General features: G+C 60.5%; 15 protein-coding genes and 2 pseudogenes. 14 read left to right on the forward strand and 3 right to left on the reverse strand.

Translation table 11 applies throughout. From position 1 onward, the window contains the following. Positions 1–2: 2 nt before the first annotated feature. From BB029_RS21390 to BB029_RS21410, 5 genes and pseudogenes are all read left to right on the forward strand, one after another. Positions 3–1,535 carry an inactive transglutaminase family protein gene (locus BB029_RS21390; protein WP_065940691.1) on the forward strand — a complete coding sequence of 511 codons (1,533 nt, stop codon included), beginning with the start codon at positions 3–5 and terminating at the stop codon, positions 1,533–1,535. Continuing rightward, a complete protein-coding gene (locus BB029_RS21395) occupies positions 1,535–2,521 on the forward strand; it encodes an alpha-L-glutamate ligase-like protein (RefSeq protein ID WP_065940692.1) in 987 nt (328 codons plus the stop codon). The genes BB029_RS21390 and BB029_RS21395 overlap by 1 nt, the downstream gene beginning before the upstream one ends. A gap of 102 nt (positions 2,522–2,623) precedes the next feature. Then, on the forward strand, positions 2,624–3,967 hold the full coding sequence (gene pabB / locus BB029_RS21400) for an aminodeoxychorismate synthase component I (protein ID WP_065940693.1): 1,344 nt from the start codon (positions 2,624–2,626) through the stop codon (positions 3,965–3,967). A 229-nt stretch (positions 3,968–4,196) separates the two neighbouring features. Then, positions 4,197–4,500, forward strand: a pseudogene (locus BB029_RS21405) (type II toxin-antitoxin system HigB family toxin). Continuing rightward, positions 4,500–4,856: a type II toxin-antitoxin system HigA family antitoxin gene (locus BB029_RS21410; protein WP_065940694.1), complete on the forward strand. Its 357-nt coding sequence runs from the start codon at positions 4,500–4,502 to the stop codon at positions 4,854–4,856. The pseudogene BB029_RS21405 and the gene BB029_RS21410 overlap by 1 nt, the downstream one beginning before the upstream one ends. Positions 4,857–4,932: 76 nt before the next feature. On the opposite strand, the gene thrH is transcribed toward BB029_RS21410, so the two are convergent. After that, entirely contained in the window at positions 4,933–5,550 is a 618-nt protein-coding gene (thrH, locus tag BB029_RS21415) for a bifunctional phosphoserine phosphatase/homoserine phosphotransferase ThrH (protein ID WP_065940695.1), read from the reverse strand. Between the two features lie 151 nt (positions 5,551–5,701). On the opposite strand from thrH, the gene BB029_RS21420 reads away from it, so the two are divergent. The 3 genes from BB029_RS21420 to BB029_RS21430 all read left to right on the forward strand — a co-directional run bounded on the left by BB029_RS21420 (position 5,702) and on the right by BB029_RS21430 (position 9,278). Further along, positions 5,702–6,436 carry a phosphoadenylyl-sulfate reductase gene (locus tag BB029_RS21420; protein ID WP_065940696.1) on the forward strand — a complete coding sequence of 245 codons (735 nt, stop codon included), beginning with the start codon at positions 5,702–5,704 and terminating at the stop codon, positions 6,434–6,436. Positions 6,437–7,006: 570 nt separating this feature from the next. After that, positions 7,007–8,536, forward strand: coding sequence for an NCS1 family nucleobase:cation symporter-1 (locus tag BB029_RS21425; RefSeq protein ID WP_065940697.1), 1,530 nt, complete (start codon positions 7,007–7,009; stop codon positions 8,534–8,536). Positions 8,537–8,549: 13 nt separating this feature from the next. Continuing rightward, a complete protein-coding gene (locus BB029_RS21430; protein ID WP_065940698.1) occupies positions 8,550–9,278 on the forward strand; it encodes an aspartate/glutamate racemase family protein in 729 nt (242 codons plus the stop codon). Positions 9,279–9,291: 13 nt separating this feature from the next. On the opposite strand, the gene BB029_RS21435 is transcribed toward BB029_RS21430, so the two are convergent. Continuing rightward, the gene (locus BB029_RS21435; RefSeq protein ID WP_065940699.1) at positions 9,292–10,215 is read right to left on the reverse strand and encodes a LysR family transcriptional regulator; all 924 of its coding nucleotides are present in this window, start codon (positions 10,213–10,215) and stop codon (positions 9,292–9,294) included. Positions 10,216–10,341: 126 nt separating this feature from the next. On the opposite strand from BB029_RS21435, the gene BB029_RS21440 reads away from it, so the two are divergent. Continuing rightward, the gene (locus BB029_RS21440) at positions 10,342–11,088 is read left to right on the forward strand and encodes a 3-oxoacyl-ACP reductase family protein (protein ID WP_027603657.1); all 747 of its coding nucleotides are present in this window, start codon (positions 10,342–10,344) and stop codon (positions 11,086–11,088) included. A gap of 47 nt (positions 11,089–11,135) precedes the next feature. On the opposite strand, the gene BB029_RS21445 is transcribed toward BB029_RS21440, so the two are convergent. Beyond that, on the reverse strand, positions 11,136–11,825 hold the full coding sequence (locus tag BB029_RS21445) for an HAD-IA family hydrolase (protein WP_053132697.1): 690 nt from the start codon (positions 11,823–11,825) through the stop codon (positions 11,136–11,138). A gap of 259 nt (positions 11,826–12,084) precedes the next feature. Here BB029_RS21445 and BB029_RS33870 point away from each other — a divergent pair. From BB029_RS33870 to BB029_RS21465, 5 genes and pseudogenes are all read left to right on the forward strand, one after another. Continuing rightward, positions 12,085–12,335 (forward strand): annotated as a pseudogene (locus tag BB029_RS33870) (type II toxin-antitoxin system RelE/ParE family toxin); the annotation flags it as partial. Further along, positions 12,319–12,645 carry a helix-turn-helix domain-containing protein gene (locus BB029_RS21450; protein WP_065940700.1) on the forward strand — a complete coding sequence of 109 codons (327 nt, stop codon included), beginning with the start codon at positions 12,319–12,321 and terminating at the stop codon, positions 12,643–12,645. The pseudogene BB029_RS33870 and the gene BB029_RS21450, both read left to right, overlap by 17 nt. A 49-nt stretch (positions 12,646–12,694) precedes the next feature. Next, positions 12,695–13,060 carry a DUF2784 domain-containing protein gene (locus tag BB029_RS21455; protein ID WP_065940701.1) on the forward strand — a complete coding sequence of 122 codons (366 nt, stop codon included), beginning with the start codon at positions 12,695–12,697 and terminating at the stop codon, positions 13,058–13,060. Positions 13,061–13,114: 54 nt separating this feature from the next. Then, complete coding sequence (locus tag BB029_RS21460; RefSeq protein WP_065940702.1) at positions 13,115–13,693, forward strand: DUF4337 domain-containing protein; 579 nt, start codon at positions 13,115–13,117, stop codon at positions 13,691–13,693. Positions 13,694–13,763: 70 nt separating this feature from the next. After that, positions 13,764–14,423 (forward strand): M24 family metallopeptidase, encoded by a 660-nt coding sequence (locus BB029_RS21465; RefSeq protein ID WP_065940703.1) that lies wholly within the window; start codon positions 13,764–13,766, stop codon positions 14,421–14,423. Positions 14,424–14,436: the final 13 nt, after the last annotated feature.

Raw genomic sequence — 14,436 nt, forward strand, 5'->3', positions numbered from 1 at the left:
GAATGCGCGCTCTAACCCTGCACCTGAGAATCCTGATCGCCATCCTGGTGGTGTTGGGTATTTCGGTCACCGCCTACCAGATCTTCGTGCTGGGCATTCCCGTCACCGAGGACGCCACCGACGATTTGTGGAACATCGACGCCAAGGTCGAGTTCGTCGCCAACCCCAAGGACCCGGTGAAAATACAGATGTTCGTGCCGCCCTTGAGCCGCGACTTCGTCAGCCTCAATGAGAGCTTTATCTCGAATAACTACGGGGTCAGCGTCAACCGCATCGACGGCAACCGCAAGGTCACCTGGTCGGCACGCCGCGCCAAGGGCAACCAGACCCTGTATTACCGCTTGGTGCTGACCAAGCGCTACAGCGGCGAAAAAACCAAGATCAAGGGCCCGACCTTCCGCGACAGCATTGCCGTGGAAGGCCCGGAAAAAATCGCCGCCGAAGCCCTGCTGGCGCCGATCCGCCAGCATTCGGCCGACGTAGAGACCTTTATCACCGAAGCCATCAAGCGCACCAACAACCTCAACGACGACAACGTGAAGCTGTTGCTGGCCGGCGACCCGTCGACGCCGCACAAGGCCAAGATCGTCGAGCTGCTGCTGTCCATCGCCCACGTGCCGGTGGAAAAGGTCCACACCATCCGCTTGGTGGCCGACCAGCCGCAAACCCCGGAACTGTGGCTGCGCAGCTTCAATGGCAACGACTGGCTGTACTTCAACCCGGAAACCGGCGAACAGGGCCTGCCCACCGACCGCCTGCTGTGGTGGACCGGCGATGAAAACCTGATCACCGTCGATGGCGGCAAGAAAGCCATGGTCACCTTCAGCCTGAACAACAGCGAAATGAACGCCATTCGCCTGGCCAAGCTGACCGACGAGAACACCGACGCCAACTTCCTCGAATACTCGCTGTACGGCCTGCCGCTGCAAACCCAGCAGACCTTCATGATCATGGTGATGATCCCGATTGGGGTGCTGGTGATCCTGATCCTGCGCAACCTGATCGGCCTGCAGACCCTCGGCACCTTTACCCCGGTACTGATTGCCCTGGCGTTCCGCGAGACGCAGCTGGGCTTCGGGATTGTGCTGTTCACGATTATCACCGCGCTGGGCCTGTCCCTCAGGTCGTACCTGGAACACCTGAAGCTGCAGATGCTGCCGAGGTTGTCGGTAGTGCTGACCTTCGTAGTGGTATTGATCGCCGCCATCAGCCTGTTCAGCCACAAGCTGGGGCTGGAGCGCGGGCTGTCGGTGGCGCTGTTCCCGATGGTGATCCTGACCATGACCATCGAACGCCTGTCCATCACCTGGGAAGAGCGCGGCGCCAGCCATGCCATGAAAGTCGCGATTGGTACGCTGTTCGCCGCGTCCCTGGCGCACATCATCATGAGCGTGCCGGAGCTGATCTACTTCGTATTCACCTTCCCGGCGATCCTGCTGATCCTGGTGGGCTTCATGCTAGCCATGGGCCGCTATCGTGGCTACCGCCTGACCGAGCTAGTGCGATTCAAGGCCTTCCTCAAGGCTGACTCGTAATGTTCGGCTTCTGGAAGACCTGGAAGGCCCTGGAAGCGCGGGGGATCATGGGCATCAACCGGCGCAATGCCGACTACGTGCTCAAGTACAACAAGCGCAGCCTGTACCCGATTGTGGATGACAAGATCATCACCAAGGAGCGGGCCATCGCTGCGGGCATCCATGTGCCGGAAATGTACGGGGTGATCTCCACCGAGAAGGAAATCGACAAGCTCGACGAGATCATTGGCGGGCGCAGCGACTTCGTGATCAAGCCGGCCCAGGGTGCCGGCGGCGACGGCATCCTGGTGGTGGCGGACCGTTTCGAGGGGCGCTACCGCACGGTGTCGGGCAAGATCATCAGCCATGAAGAGATCGAGCACCAGATTTCCAGCATCCTCACCGGCCTGTACTCCCTGGGGGGCCACCGCGACCGTGCGCTGATCGAGTACCGCGTGGTGCCTGACCAGATCTTCAAGAGCATCAGCTACGAAGGCGTACCGGATATCCGCATCATCGTGCTGATGGGCTACCCGGTGATGGCGATGCTGCGCTTGCCGACCCGCCAGTCGGGCGGCAAGGCCAACCTGCACCAGGGCGCGATCGGCGTGGGCGTCGACCTCGCCACCGGCCTGACCCTGCGCGGTACCTGGCTGAACAACATCATCACCAAGCACCCCGACACCACCAACGCGGTGGATGGTGTGCAACTGCCCAACTGGGACGGGTTCATGAAGCTCGCGGCCGGCTGCTATGAGCTGTGCGGGCTGGGGTATATCGGCGTGGACATGGTGCTCGACCAGGAAAAGGGCCCGCTGATCCTGGAGCTGAATGCGCGGCCGGGGCTGAATATCCAGATCGCCAACGACTGCGGCCTGACCTTGCGCACCCATGCGGTGGAGGCGCGACTGGAAGAACTGAAAGCCGCCGGCGTGACGGAAACCTCGGAAGAGCGGGTGAAATTCGTGCAGGAGATGTTCGGGCATATTCCCCCCGTGGAAGGCTGATCCGGTCTTCAAACTGTCTATCCCCGACATCCCCCCTAGGAGCAAATCCTACGGGGGACTACAATCCCTCTCCCCCCGCGCCATTGGCTGATCCAACCCCGCATGTCGACCTGCTCCGTACACCCATTGCCCTATCGGGCCAACCCCGCCGAGTATTTTGCGGCGATTCGCCACGCTCCCGGCGCGGTACTGCTCGACAGCGGCCGCCCGGCGGCCGAGCGTGGGCGTTACGATCTGCTCAGCGCCTGGCCCGACGCAACCTTGACGGTAGCGCCTGACGAAAGCGGCGCCGCTTTCCTGCAACGCCTGCGAGAAAACCTGACGCGATTGGGTGAAGCCGCAATCCCCGCCGGTTTGCAGTTGCCGTTCGCCGGTGGCTTGATCGGCTACCTGAGCTACGACTTCGGTCGGCACCTGGAGCCCATGCCGCACCTGGCGGTGGATGACCTGCACCTGCCGGACGCGCGCTTCGGGCTATACGCCTGGGCGCTGATCAGTGACCACCAGGCCCGGAGCAGCCAGCTGGTGTTTCACCCCTCACTGGCAGACAGCGAACGGCAACGGCTGATCGCGTTGTTCAGCCATGGGGCGGTCGACACCTCTGCGACGTTCAAACTCCAGGGCCCGATGGCCCCCGACCTCAGCGCCGAGGCCTACCGCCTGGCCATCGTGCGGATCCAGGATTACATCCAGGCCGGCGACTGCTACCAGGTCAACTTCGCCCAGCGTTTTCGCGCGCCATGCATCGGTGATCCCTGGGCAGCCTATTGCGCCCTGCGCGAAGCCTGCCCGACGCCGTTTTCCGGGTTCCAGCGCCTGCCCGACGACGGCGCGGTGCTGAGCCTGTCGCCGGAGCGTTTCGTGCGCATCAGCGAGCGCCACGTCGAGACCCGCCCGATCAAAGGCACCCGCCCCCGCGGCCTTACGCCGGAAGAAGACGCGGCGAATGCCGCCGAACTGCTGGCCAGCCCCAAGGACCGCGCCGAGAACCTGATGATCGTCGACCTGCTGCGCAACGACCTCGGCCGCACCTGCCGCACCGGCTCGGTCAATGTGCCGGAATTGTTCAGCCTGGAAAGCTACCCCAATGTGCACCACCTGGTCAGCAGCGTGACCGGCACGCTGGCCGACGACAAAGATGCCCTCGACCTGATCGCCGGCAGCTTCCCCGGCGGCTCGATCACCGGCGCGCCGAAGATCCGCGCGATGCAGATCATCGACGAACTGGAGCCCACACGCCGTGGGCTGTACTGCGGTTCGCTGGTGTACCTGGACGTACGCGGTGAGATGGACAGCTCCATCGCCATCCGCAGTTTGCTGGTCAAGGAGGGACAGGTGTGCTGCTGGGGCGGCGGTGGGATCGTGGCGGATTCACAGTGGGAGGCGGAGTACCAGGAGTCGCTGACGAAGGTGCGGGTGTTGTTACAAACGCTGGAAAGCCTGTAGCGCACAGTGCCTTCCTGGCTCTCAGACGCAGCGCCGAGCAGTAGAAAAAACCTGAATCAGAAACGCAGTAGACGTAGTTGAACGTCGGAAGATAGCGTCCGGCTTCAACCGTCCACCCGCCGTCTGTGAAGGATCACATGAAGCGACTGCCTACCCGTCAGGAAATATTTCCGAGATTGCGCCCTCTCTCAACCGCGCCTATCATCTCCCAAATTGGGAGGTTGCAGCGATGCGGATAATCGCCCTATCGACCTTACGAATATTCTGGGAAAGCCAACCCGCCTATATCGATGCAAAAGCGCCGCTTATTGAACTGTATCGGCATATGGAAAAGGCCATTTACCCTACGCCACAAGCACTCAAGGCAGCGCTCAGGACCGCGAGCATTCTCAAAGGTGGCAGGGGTTGTATTCAACGTGGGCGGCAACAAATATCGAGTGATCATGGCGATCGATTACCAGCGACAGCTTGGGTTCATATGGTTCGTAGGAACTCATGGGCACTACGACCAGATCAATGCGGAGACCGTGTAATGAACATCAAACCCATATACTCCCAGGAAGACCTCACTGCGGCACTCGCGCGGGTGCAGCAGCTCTGGGGAGCGGACATCGGCTCGACTGAAGGCGATGAGCTGGAAATTCTTGCAGTACTCATTGAGAAGTACGAAGCCGAACATTACCCAATGCCACCTTCTGATCCGGTGGAAGCCATTAAATTTCGCATGGAGCAACTGGGCATGACCGCCCGCGACCTGGAGCCATTTATCGGCACCAGCGGACGGGTGTCAGAGGTGTTGAACCACAAGCGCAAGCTGAGCCTGTCGATGATCAAGCGGCTGCATGAAGGCTTGAGTATTCCTTATGAGCGGTTGCTTGCAGGGAGCTGACAGAAACATGGTAGTGGCGCTACCTTCCCCATCGGGAGCAAGCCCCCGATAGGGCCCTCAGCCGGACCGAAAGAAATTACAGGCTCAACTGCCGATTCGACGCCCTGATGAACTCTTTCTTCAAATCCTCAAACGTATGCACCGCCGGGAATTGCGGGAACTCTCGAATCACATTGTCCGGCGCATGGAACAGAATCCCACGGTCGGCCTCGCCCAACATGGTGGTGTCGTTGTAGGAGTCGCCCGCGGCGATCACGCGGTAGTAGAGGGTCTTGAACGCCAATACCGACTGGCGCTTGGGGTCTTTCTGGCGCAGTTGATAGCTGACCACGCGGTCGTTTTCGTCGGTGATGAGACGGTGGCACAACAAGGTCGGGAAGCCCAGCTGGCGCATCAGCGGCTGGGAGAATTCGTAGAAGGTGTCGGACAGGATCACCACCTGGAAGCGCTCGCGCAGCCAGTTGACGAACTCGATGGCGCCGTCCAGCGGCTTGAGGGTCGCGATCACTTCCTGGATGTCGGCGAGCTTGAGCCCGTGTTCGTCGAGGATGCGTAGACGCTGCTTCATCAGCACGTCGTAGTCGGGAATGTCCCGGGTGGTGGCCCGCAGGGATTCAATACCGGTTTTTTCGGCGAAGGCGATCCAGATTTCCGGCACCAGCACCCCTTCCAGGTCGAGACAGGCAATTTCCACAAGACACTCCCATTAGATGTTGTTGGTTGAGCGAGCAAAAGGACTGCCGAACTCTAGCGATTCAAGCCCGCCGCCGCAACGCAGGGCGGATTTTGATACCATCGCTCCCCTATAGAGCGCTCAGCGCCATTGAACTGTAGGAACCGTCCTGATGAACCAAGCCTTCGACGTCGTTGAACTCGCCACGACTTATGCCAACAAGTCTGCCCAGGACATTCTCAAGCTGGCGTTCAGCCAGTTCGGTGATGACCTGTGGATTTCCTTCAGCGGTGCCGAGGATGTGGTGCTGGTGGACATGGCCTGGAAGCTGAACAAGAACGTCAAGGTGTTCAGCCTCGACACTGGCCGCCTGCACCCGGAGACCTACCGGTTTATCGAGCAGGTGCGCGAGTTCTACAAGATCGATATCGAACTGATCTCGCCGGACCAGAGCAAGCTGGAACCCTTCGTCAAGGAAAAAGGCCTGTTCAGCTTCTACAAGGACGGCCATGGCGAATGCTGCGGCGTGCGCAAGATCGAACCGCTGCGCCGCAAGCTTTCCGGCGTCAGCGCCTGGGCCACCGGCCAACGCCGCGACCAGAGCCCGGGCACCCGCAGCCAGGTGGCGGCGCTGGAAATCGACACGGCCTTCTCCACCCCGGAACGTACCCTGTACAAGTTCAACCCGCTGGCGCAGATGACCAGCGAGGAGATCTGGGGTTACATCCGCATGCTGGAGCTGCCGTACAACAGCCTGCATGAGCGCGGCTTTATCAGCATCGGCTGTGAGCCGTGCACCCGGCCTGTGCTGCCGAACCAGCACGAGCGCGAAGGGCGCTGGTGGTGGGAAGAAGCCACGCAGAAGGAATGCGGGCTGCATGCCGGGAATATCATCAGCAAGGCTTGAAGTTGATGCTGTAAAAAATGCGGGAGGGGGCTTGCCCTGATGCCAGTCAGTTAAGGCTTTTTGTAGGAGCGAGCTTGCTCGCGAAAAACTCACAGGCGCCGCGTTCATTCAGGAAGCACGCGTTATCGTTGACGTTTTTCGCGAGCACGCTCCTACAGGAGGCGATGTACGCTTAACTGACTGGCATTAGGGCAAGCCCCCTCCCTCATTTTGTTTTGGGTTGAGTGTTAGAGATGTACACATAGATGTAACCATCGGTGCCATTTATGTGTGCAATTTCTCTTCAGCCGCACCATAACGTAACACCTCTCCCCTCCCCTCGATTGACCTGGCGAATCACAGGCTGACAACGCAAAAATAAATAGCTGTTCAATCGGTCAATTTATATTTCTTCAAATTCAGCCAGTTATTCAACCAACCTATAAAAACGAAATTACCCAGGACTTTCATAGATCCAAAGCTGGCACGCATGTGGCTTAAGGTGAAATACGCTTTGTATACAATAAATACAAAACCTACATACACTTTGCCATCTGCAGCGCCTCAGCAGATGCGCTGGAGCCTGCCGGAATGCGTACAAGCCTCCCGAATAACATCGCACTGGATCTACCCTCCTCCGCCCTGAACCCGGACGCCGCAAGCCCCGGCCCCCTGGTGCTCAGCCCGCGCCTGCACAACAAGGACCTGGCGCCCACCAAGGTCGAAGGCCGACGTTGGGGGCGCTACAGCATCTTCGCGCTGTGGACCAATGACGTGCACAACATCGCCAACTATTCGTTCGCCATCGGCCTCTATGCGCTGGGCCTGGGCGGCTGGCAGATCCTGTTGTCCCTGGGCATCGGCGCGGCGCTGGTGTACTTCTTCATGAACCTGTCGGGGTATATGGGCCAGAAGACCGGCGTGCCGTTTCCGGTGATCAGCCGCATCAGCTTCGGCATTCACGGCGCGCAGATCCCGGCGTTGATCCGCGCCGTAATCGCGATTGCCTGGTTCGGTATCCAGACGTACCTGGCGTCGGTGGTGTTCCGCGTACTGTTGACGGCGATTCATCCGGGCTTTGCCGACTATGACCACAACTCGATCCTGGGATTATCGACCCTGGGTTGGGCCTGTTTCGTGGCGATCTGGTTCGTGCAACTGGTGATCCTGGCCTATGGCATGGAGATGGTGCGCCGCTATGAAGGCTTCGCCGGACCGGTGATTCTGCTGACGGTGGCGGCGCTGGCCGGCTGGATGTACTTCCAGGCCGGCGGCAACATTGCCTGGTCGATCCGTGAACCGCTGAGCGGCGGCGAGATGTGGCGCAATATCTTTGCCGGTGGCGCGTTGTGGCTGGCGATCTATGGCACGCTGATCCTCAACTTCTGCGACTTCGCGCGCTCTTCGCCGTGCCGCAAGACCATCCTCGTCGGCAACTTTTGGGGCCTGCCGGTGAATATCCTGGTGTTCGCGGCCATCACCGTGCTGCTGTGCGGCGGTCAATTCCAACTCAATGGCCGGGTGATCGAAAGCCCGACTGAAATCATCGCCGCCATCCCCAATACCTTCTTTCTCGTGCTGGGCTGCCTGGCGTTCCTGATCGTCACCGTGGCGGTGAACATCATGGCCAACTTCGTCGCGCCGGCCTTTGTGCTGAGCAACCTGGCCCCCAAATACCTGAACTTCCGCCGCGCCGGCTTGATCAGCGCCACCGTGGCCGTACTGATCCTGCCATGGAACCTCTACAACAGCCCCTTGGTGATCGTGTATTTCCTCTCCGGCCTGGGCGCGCTGCTGGGGCCGCTGTACGGGGTGATCATGGTCGATTACTGGCTGATTCGTAAAAGCCAGGTGGACGTGCCGCAGCTGTATAGCGAAAACCCGAATGGCGTTTATTACTACAGCCGCGGGGTGAATATGCGTGCCGTGGCGGCGTTTATTCCTGCAGCCGTGATCGCCATCCTGCTGGCGCTGTTGCCCGGTTTTGCCAGCGTCTCACCGTTTTCCTGGTTGTTTGGCGCCGGTATTGCAGGGTTGCTGTACCTGCTGATCGCCAAGCGCCAGCCGTTCTACGCCGATGTCAGCGGCGAAAGCATTGCCGTCGATAACGTCAGTCACTGAGTAAGGACCTTCCATGCGCATCCTCGTGGTCAACGTCAACACCACCGAATCCATCACTGAAACCATCGCTCAACAGGCGCGGTCCGTGGCCTCGCCGGGCACCGAGATTGTCGGGCTCACGCCCTACTTCGGCGCGGAATCGGTGGAGGGCAACTTTGAAAGCTACCTGGCCGCCATCGCCGTGATGGACCGGGTGATGGCCTACGACCAACCCTTCGATGCGGTGATCCAGGCCGGCTACGGCGAGCACGGCCGGGAAGGTTTGCAGGAACTATTGAATGTGCCGGTAGTGGACATCACCGAAGCGGCGGCCAGCACCGCAATGTTCCTGGGCCATGCCTATTCAGTGGTGACCACCCTGGACCGCACCGTGCCGCTGATCGAAGACCGCCTGAAACTCGCCGGCCTGTACCAGCGCTGCGCCTCAGTGCGCGCCAGCGGCATGGCGGTGCTGCAGCTGGAAGAAGACCCGCTGGCCGCCATGGAAGCCATCGTGCGCCAGGCGGAACTGGCCATCCACGAAGACAAGGCCGAAGTGATCTGCCTGGGTTGCGGCGGCATGGCCGGGCTGGATGAGCAGATTCGCCAGCGCACCGGGGTGCCGGTGGTGGATGGGGTGACGGCGGCGGTGACCATTGCCGAATCCCTGGTGCGGCTGGGGTTGTCGACGTCGAAGATCCGCACTTACGCGACGCCACGGCCGAAGCAGGTGATTGGCTGGCCGACTCGGTTCGGCCACTGACCGGCACCTGCTTTCAGATTGCGCTGAACCTCTGGCCCAGCTTCCTCTCGGCAAACTGCTCGATGATGAAATCCACAAACGCCCGGGTCTTGCCGGGCAGCAGTTTGTGCTCGGCGTAGTAGATGGAAATATTGCCGTCGTCGACACACCAGCCGGGCAACACCCTTACCACCTCGCCGCTGTCGAGGAACGGCACGGCCATGGGCATGCTCACCAGCGCAATCCCCAGGCCTTGGGCGCTGGCACAGCAGGCGGCTTCGGAGTCGCTCATGGTCATGCCGGGCTTGAGCACCAGCGGGCGGTGTTCACGTTCGACACTGGTCAACTGCCAGGAACGGATACGCCCGGTTTGCGGCGAGCGGATCAGAATGCCCTTGCAGCGCGACAAGTCTTCGGGCTCGCGCACCGGCGGGCGCTGCGCCAGGTAATCCGGCGAGGCCACCAACACCCGATGCGCCGGCGCCAGCTTGCGCGCCACCACCCCTTGAGGCAGCTCAAAACCGCCACCGATGGCGGCATCGAAGCCCTGGCCGATCAGGTCCACCTGGCGGTTGTCGAAATGCCAGTCCGGGCTGATATCCGGAAAGCGCGCCATGAACGCCCCCAGCAACGGCACCACGTAGCGATTGCCAAACACCGTGCCCATGCTGACCTTGAGCGTGCCCACCGGCCGCCCTTCGGCGCTGGCCAGGTTAGCCACGGCATTCTGGATGGTGGTGAGGCTGCCGCTGACTTCGGCCAGGAACAGCTTGCCGGCTTCGGTCAGGGCCAGGCGCCGGGTGCTGCGCTGGAACAGCCGCACGCCGAGGCGCGCTTCGAGCTTGGCGACGCTTTTGCCGACCGCCGCCGGGGTCAGGCTCAGGTGCCGGGCGGCCTCGGCAAAGCTGCCACCTTCAGCGCTGCGCACAAAGCATTCGATACTGCCAAAGCTTTCCATGTCGCCCCACTCTAAACTTTTGGTTTACACAGACTATAGCAATCACGGTCTACCGGCAGCGGCGAGCGAGGTCGATACTCGGATCCAACAACAAGGCATTGCGCCTTGAATAACCAGGAGATCGACATGACCACACACAACCTCAGCGGCAAAGTCGCCTTGATCCAAGGCGGTTCCCGCGGCATCGGCGCCGCCATCGTCAAGCGCCTGGCCGCACAGGGTGCAGCCGTTGCCTTTACCTACGTCAGCTCGGCCGCCAAGGCTGAAGCCCTGCAGCACAGCGTGATCAGCGAAGGCGGCAAAGCCCTGGCGATTCACGCCGACAGCGCCGATGCCACTGCGATCCGCAACGCGGTCAACGCCACCGTGGAAGCCTTTGGCCGCCTGGACATCCTGGTGAATAACGCCGGCGTGCTGGCCATCGCACCGCTGGAAGACTTCAAGCTGGAAGACTTCGACCAGACCCTGGCGATCAACGTACGCAGCGTGTTTATCGCCACCCAGGAAGCCGCCAGGCATATGGGTGAAGGTGGCCGGGTGATCAACATCGGCAGCACCAATGCCGAACGCATGCCGTTTGGCGGTGGTGGCCCATACGCAATGAGCAAGGCGGCGCTGGTCGGTTTGACCAAGGGTTTGGCGCGGGATCTTGGACCGCGTGGCATCACGATCAATAACGTGCAGCCTGGGCCGGTGGACACCGATATGAACCCGGCAAACAGTGATTTCGCCGAGAGCCTGATCGGGTTGATGGCGGTGGGGCGTTACGGGCATGTGGAAGAGATTGCCAGTTTTGTGGCGTATCTGGCCGGGCCGGAAGCGGGGTATATCACCGGTGCCAGCCTGACTATCGATGGTGGCTTCAGCGCTTAAGCAATGTGGGAGCGGCTTGCCCCCTCCCACAGGTTGACCTTGTTGGTTCAGGAGATGGGCGGCAGGCCATAGGCCGCCAGGTCGAAATCCGCAAGCTTGCGGATGATCTGGTCGGCATGCTGGTACTTGCTGTCGGCCATGGCCTCATCGGGCACGGCGATGGCAGTCATATGGGCGGCCTTCGCCGCCGTCACACCAAACGGCGAGTCTTCGAACACCAGGCAATCCTCGGGCGCAACGCCCAGGCGGCGCGCGGCGGTAAGGAAGATGTCCGGCGCAGGCTTGGCGGCGCCGACTTCCGGGTCGTCAGCGGTGACGATGGTGTCGAACAAACCAAACCACTCGCGGTGCAGGGTGGTCTTGTGGCCAAACGAATTGCGCGACGAACTGGTGCCCACGGCAATCGGTATGTTGTGCGCCTTCAAGTGCCGCACCAGCGCCTCCGCGCCAGGCATGCCCAAGGCCTTGGGAAAGCGCTCGCTCATCAACGGCTCGCGAATCTCGAGGAATTCAGCCGGGGTAATCGGCAGGTCCAGCGCCTTGACCACATAGTCGGCCAAATCCTGGGCGCCGCGCCCGATGATGTGCTGCTTGATGCCCCAGTCGTAGGTTCGGCCGTAGCGTTCAGCGATGATCTGCGTGACTTCGGTGTAGATGCCTTCCGTATCCAGCAATAACCCGTCCATATCGAAAATCACGGCCTTGATCGGACCGACTGCGGTACGCGGTGCATTCATCACTACAAACCCTGGAGGAAGGACTAAATGGATTCAGCACAATAACGGCCTGGGTTGCCTGCAAGCAACCTTCGCGGCCAGGTATTGAGTCGGCACAAGCCTGCAATCTGTGTGCGATCAGTGATTCATAGCGCGCAACAGTTTTACTCGCTCGCATGCCATGCGACCGTCTAGGTTTTGTAGGAACAGAGCGTTCGGCCGAAGGCTCGTCTTTGAAAAATACCCCTTGCAAACCTTATAAAAGACTTATTAGCCTCTGATGAACTCAATCCACTGGCCCCGAAAAGCCGTCAAGCAATTGCTTCGATTGCATTCGTATCATCAGCAACAAGTACGCGATGCCGTCTTCGCGCTTGAACGCATGCCCGAGGCAGTCAATGTCAAGGCTTTGGTCAACCACCCCACGGTTACCGATTAAGGGTGGGCCATTACCGAGTCCTTTTCGACTGGGACGGCAATATCCAGGTAGTTAGCATTCAAGAGGTCAAGAAACGTGACGAGCGAACCTACAGCCATACAGATCATCCACAATACGGAGGGCAAGCCAGCGTTCGTGGTGATCCCTTATGAACACTATCTGGCCCGGCAGAACGATCCAAACCTCATTCCCCACGCGGTCGTCAGCCGCCTGGTAGATGGAGCCACTCCGATCCGAGCCTGGCGCGAACATCTGAACCTGACCCAGGAAGAAGTCGCCCAACGCCTGGGCATTTCCCAATCCGCATTTGCCCAGCAAGAGGCGGTGAACAAACCTCGCCGGACGACGCGGGAAAAGATTGCCAAGGCATTTGGCATTAACGCCGCTCAGCTCGAGCTATAAGGTCAACCGGGACAGTCCGCGCCTTCCAGCCACTTAAAAGCGAAACCCAATGCTCTATCGTCTAGCCGCAGACAGCCTCGTGCTGTTCCACCTGTGTTTCATCCTGTTCGTACTGTTTGGTGGGCTGCTGGCCCTGAAATGGCACCCGGTTATCTGGCTGCACCTGCCCGCCGCTGCGTGGGGCGTGGCGGTCGAAGTGTTCCACCTGTCCTGCCCGCTGACCCGCTGGGAAAACCTGTTCCGCCACCTCGCCGGGCAGGACGGTTATGGCGGTGGGTTTATCGAGCATTACATCCTCACACTGATCTACCCGGCCGGACTGACGCCACAGATCCAGCTGGGCCTGGGCGCGTTGGTGCTGGCGATCAATATTGCGGTGTATGTGCGCTTGATCCGGCGTTACGTACAGGCTTGAGACAGCTTCACTGGTGAAGAATCAGACTCCCTCAGTCCCTTCACCGGCGCCACCATGTCCGAAGCCTTCGAAGTCCCCAGCCCTCACGAAAAACACCTTGAACACACCACCGAACACGCCCACGGCCGTGGGGACAGTTTCGCCAGCCGCATCGCCGTCATGACCGCGCTGATGGCCACCCTCGGCGCCATGCTCAGCTACCAGGCCGGCTCCACCGAGAGCGAAGCGGCGATGGACAAGAACAACGCAGCCATCATCAAGACCGACGCCGCCAACCAATGGAACTACTACCAGGCCAAGTCCAGCCGACAGAACCTGGCGGAACTCGCGACCCATATTCCCGGTGTGGATGCCGCCCATTACAAGGATGAGATCGAGCGCTACAAAAGCCAGAAGGAAGAGGTACGCAAGCAAGCGGAAAAACTGGAAGCGACCTCAAAGGAATGGGATGAAAAATCCGAGCAGGCTCTGCACCAGCACCATCGCTGGGCCCAGGCGATGACCGCGATTCAGATCGCGATTTCGCTGGCGGCGATTACGTTGTTGACGAGAAGGGAATGGTTGAAGCGCATGTCCTATACGGCGGCGGGTGTGGCGGTGGTGCTAGGTAGCCTGGCCTGGCTGCATATCTAGCAATTTTACTTGGGCGCGTTGCACTCATCGCTATATAGTAAATGGCATAACGCCACCCAAGGAGAGACCGGTGTCCGCACAACCCAAAGAAGCCGTGGGCGCCGCCTACAGCATTGAATCCATGCGCTATGCCCAGGCCATGACCTGGCAAGCCATCGACCACCTCGCCCAGCGCATCCGCCCCGGCATGCTGGAATCCGAAGCGCGCGAATTGGGCAAGCACGTGCTTGCCGAGCTCGACATGCAACGCATCTGGCACCCGCTGCTGGTGCGCTTCGGCGCCAACACCCTCAAGACCTTCAAGCAGCGCTCCGATGGCGATCCGGTGCTGGGCGACAACGACATTTTCTTCATCGACATGGGCGCCGTGTGGCAAGGCCACGAAGGCGATGCCGGCGCGACCTTCGCCACCGGCAACGACGCGGACATGATCGCCTGCGCCCACGCCGCCAAGGCGCTGTTCGACCGCGTGCAAGCGCGCTGGAAAAACGACCAGGTCGTCGGCCTGGAGCTTTACCGCTATGCCGAAGAACAGGCCCAGGCCATGGGCTGGCAACTGAACCTGGACATCAAGGGCCATCGCGTCAGCGACTTTCCCCACGCCATCCACCGTGGCGGCGACCTGGGTGACTTCGAACACTACCCGAATGCAGGGCTGTGGATCCTGGAAATCCAGATCGCCCACCCGACCAAGCCCTATGGCGCCTTCTATGAAGACTTACTCGCCTGACCGTTAAAGGAAC

The sequence above is a fragment of the Pseudomonas sp. S3E12 genome, from assembly GCF_001702295.1.
Classification (GTDB): domain Bacteria; phylum Pseudomonadota; class Gammaproteobacteria; order Pseudomonadales; family Pseudomonadaceae; genus Aquipseudomonas; species Aquipseudomonas marginalis.

Excerpts from the sequence above, each read along its gene's own strand:
- pabB (WP_065940693.1), top strand. The coding sequence starts at position 2,624 with ATGTCGACCTGCTCCGTACACCCATTGCCCTATCGGGCCAACCCCGCC.
- BB029_RS21425 (WP_065940697.1), top strand. The coding sequence starts at position 7,007 with ATGCGTACAAGCCTCCCGAATAACATCGCACTGGATCTACCCTCCTCC.
- BB029_RS21460 (WP_065940702.1), top strand. The coding sequence starts at position 13,115 with ATGTCCGAAGCCTTCGAAGTCCCCAGCCCTCACGAAAAACACCTTGAA.
- BB029_RS21390 (WP_065940691.1), top strand. The coding sequence starts at position 3 with ATGCGCGCTCTAACCCTGCACCTGAGAATCCTGATCGCCATCCTGGTG.
- BB029_RS21440 (WP_027603657.1), top strand. The coding sequence starts at position 10,342 with ATGACCACACACAACCTCAGCGGCAAAGTCGCCTTGATCCAAGGCGGT.
- BB029_RS21395 (WP_065940692.1), top strand. The coding sequence starts at position 1,535 with ATGTTCGGCTTCTGGAAGACCTGGAAGGCCCTGGAAGCGCGGGGGATC.
- BB029_RS21445 (WP_053132697.1), bottom strand. The coding sequence starts at position 11,825 with ATGAATGCACCGCGTACCGCAGTCGGTCCGATCAAGGCCGTGATTTTC.
- BB029_RS21410 (WP_065940694.1), top strand. The coding sequence starts at position 4,500 with ATGAACATCAAACCCATATACTCCCAGGAAGACCTCACTGCGGCACTC.
- BB029_RS21455 (WP_065940701.1), top strand. The coding sequence starts at position 12,695 with ATGCTCTATCGTCTAGCCGCAGACAGCCTCGTGCTGTTCCACCTGTGT.
- BB029_RS21420 (WP_065940696.1), top strand. The coding sequence starts at position 5,702 with ATGAACCAAGCCTTCGACGTCGTTGAACTCGCCACGACTTATGCCAAC.
- BB029_RS21430 (WP_065940698.1), top strand. The coding sequence starts at position 8,550 with ATGCGCATCCTCGTGGTCAACGTCAACACCACCGAATCCATCACTGAA.
- BB029_RS21435 (WP_065940699.1), bottom strand. The coding sequence starts at position 10,215 with ATGGAAAGCTTTGGCAGTATCGAATGCTTTGTGCGCAGCGCTGAAGGT.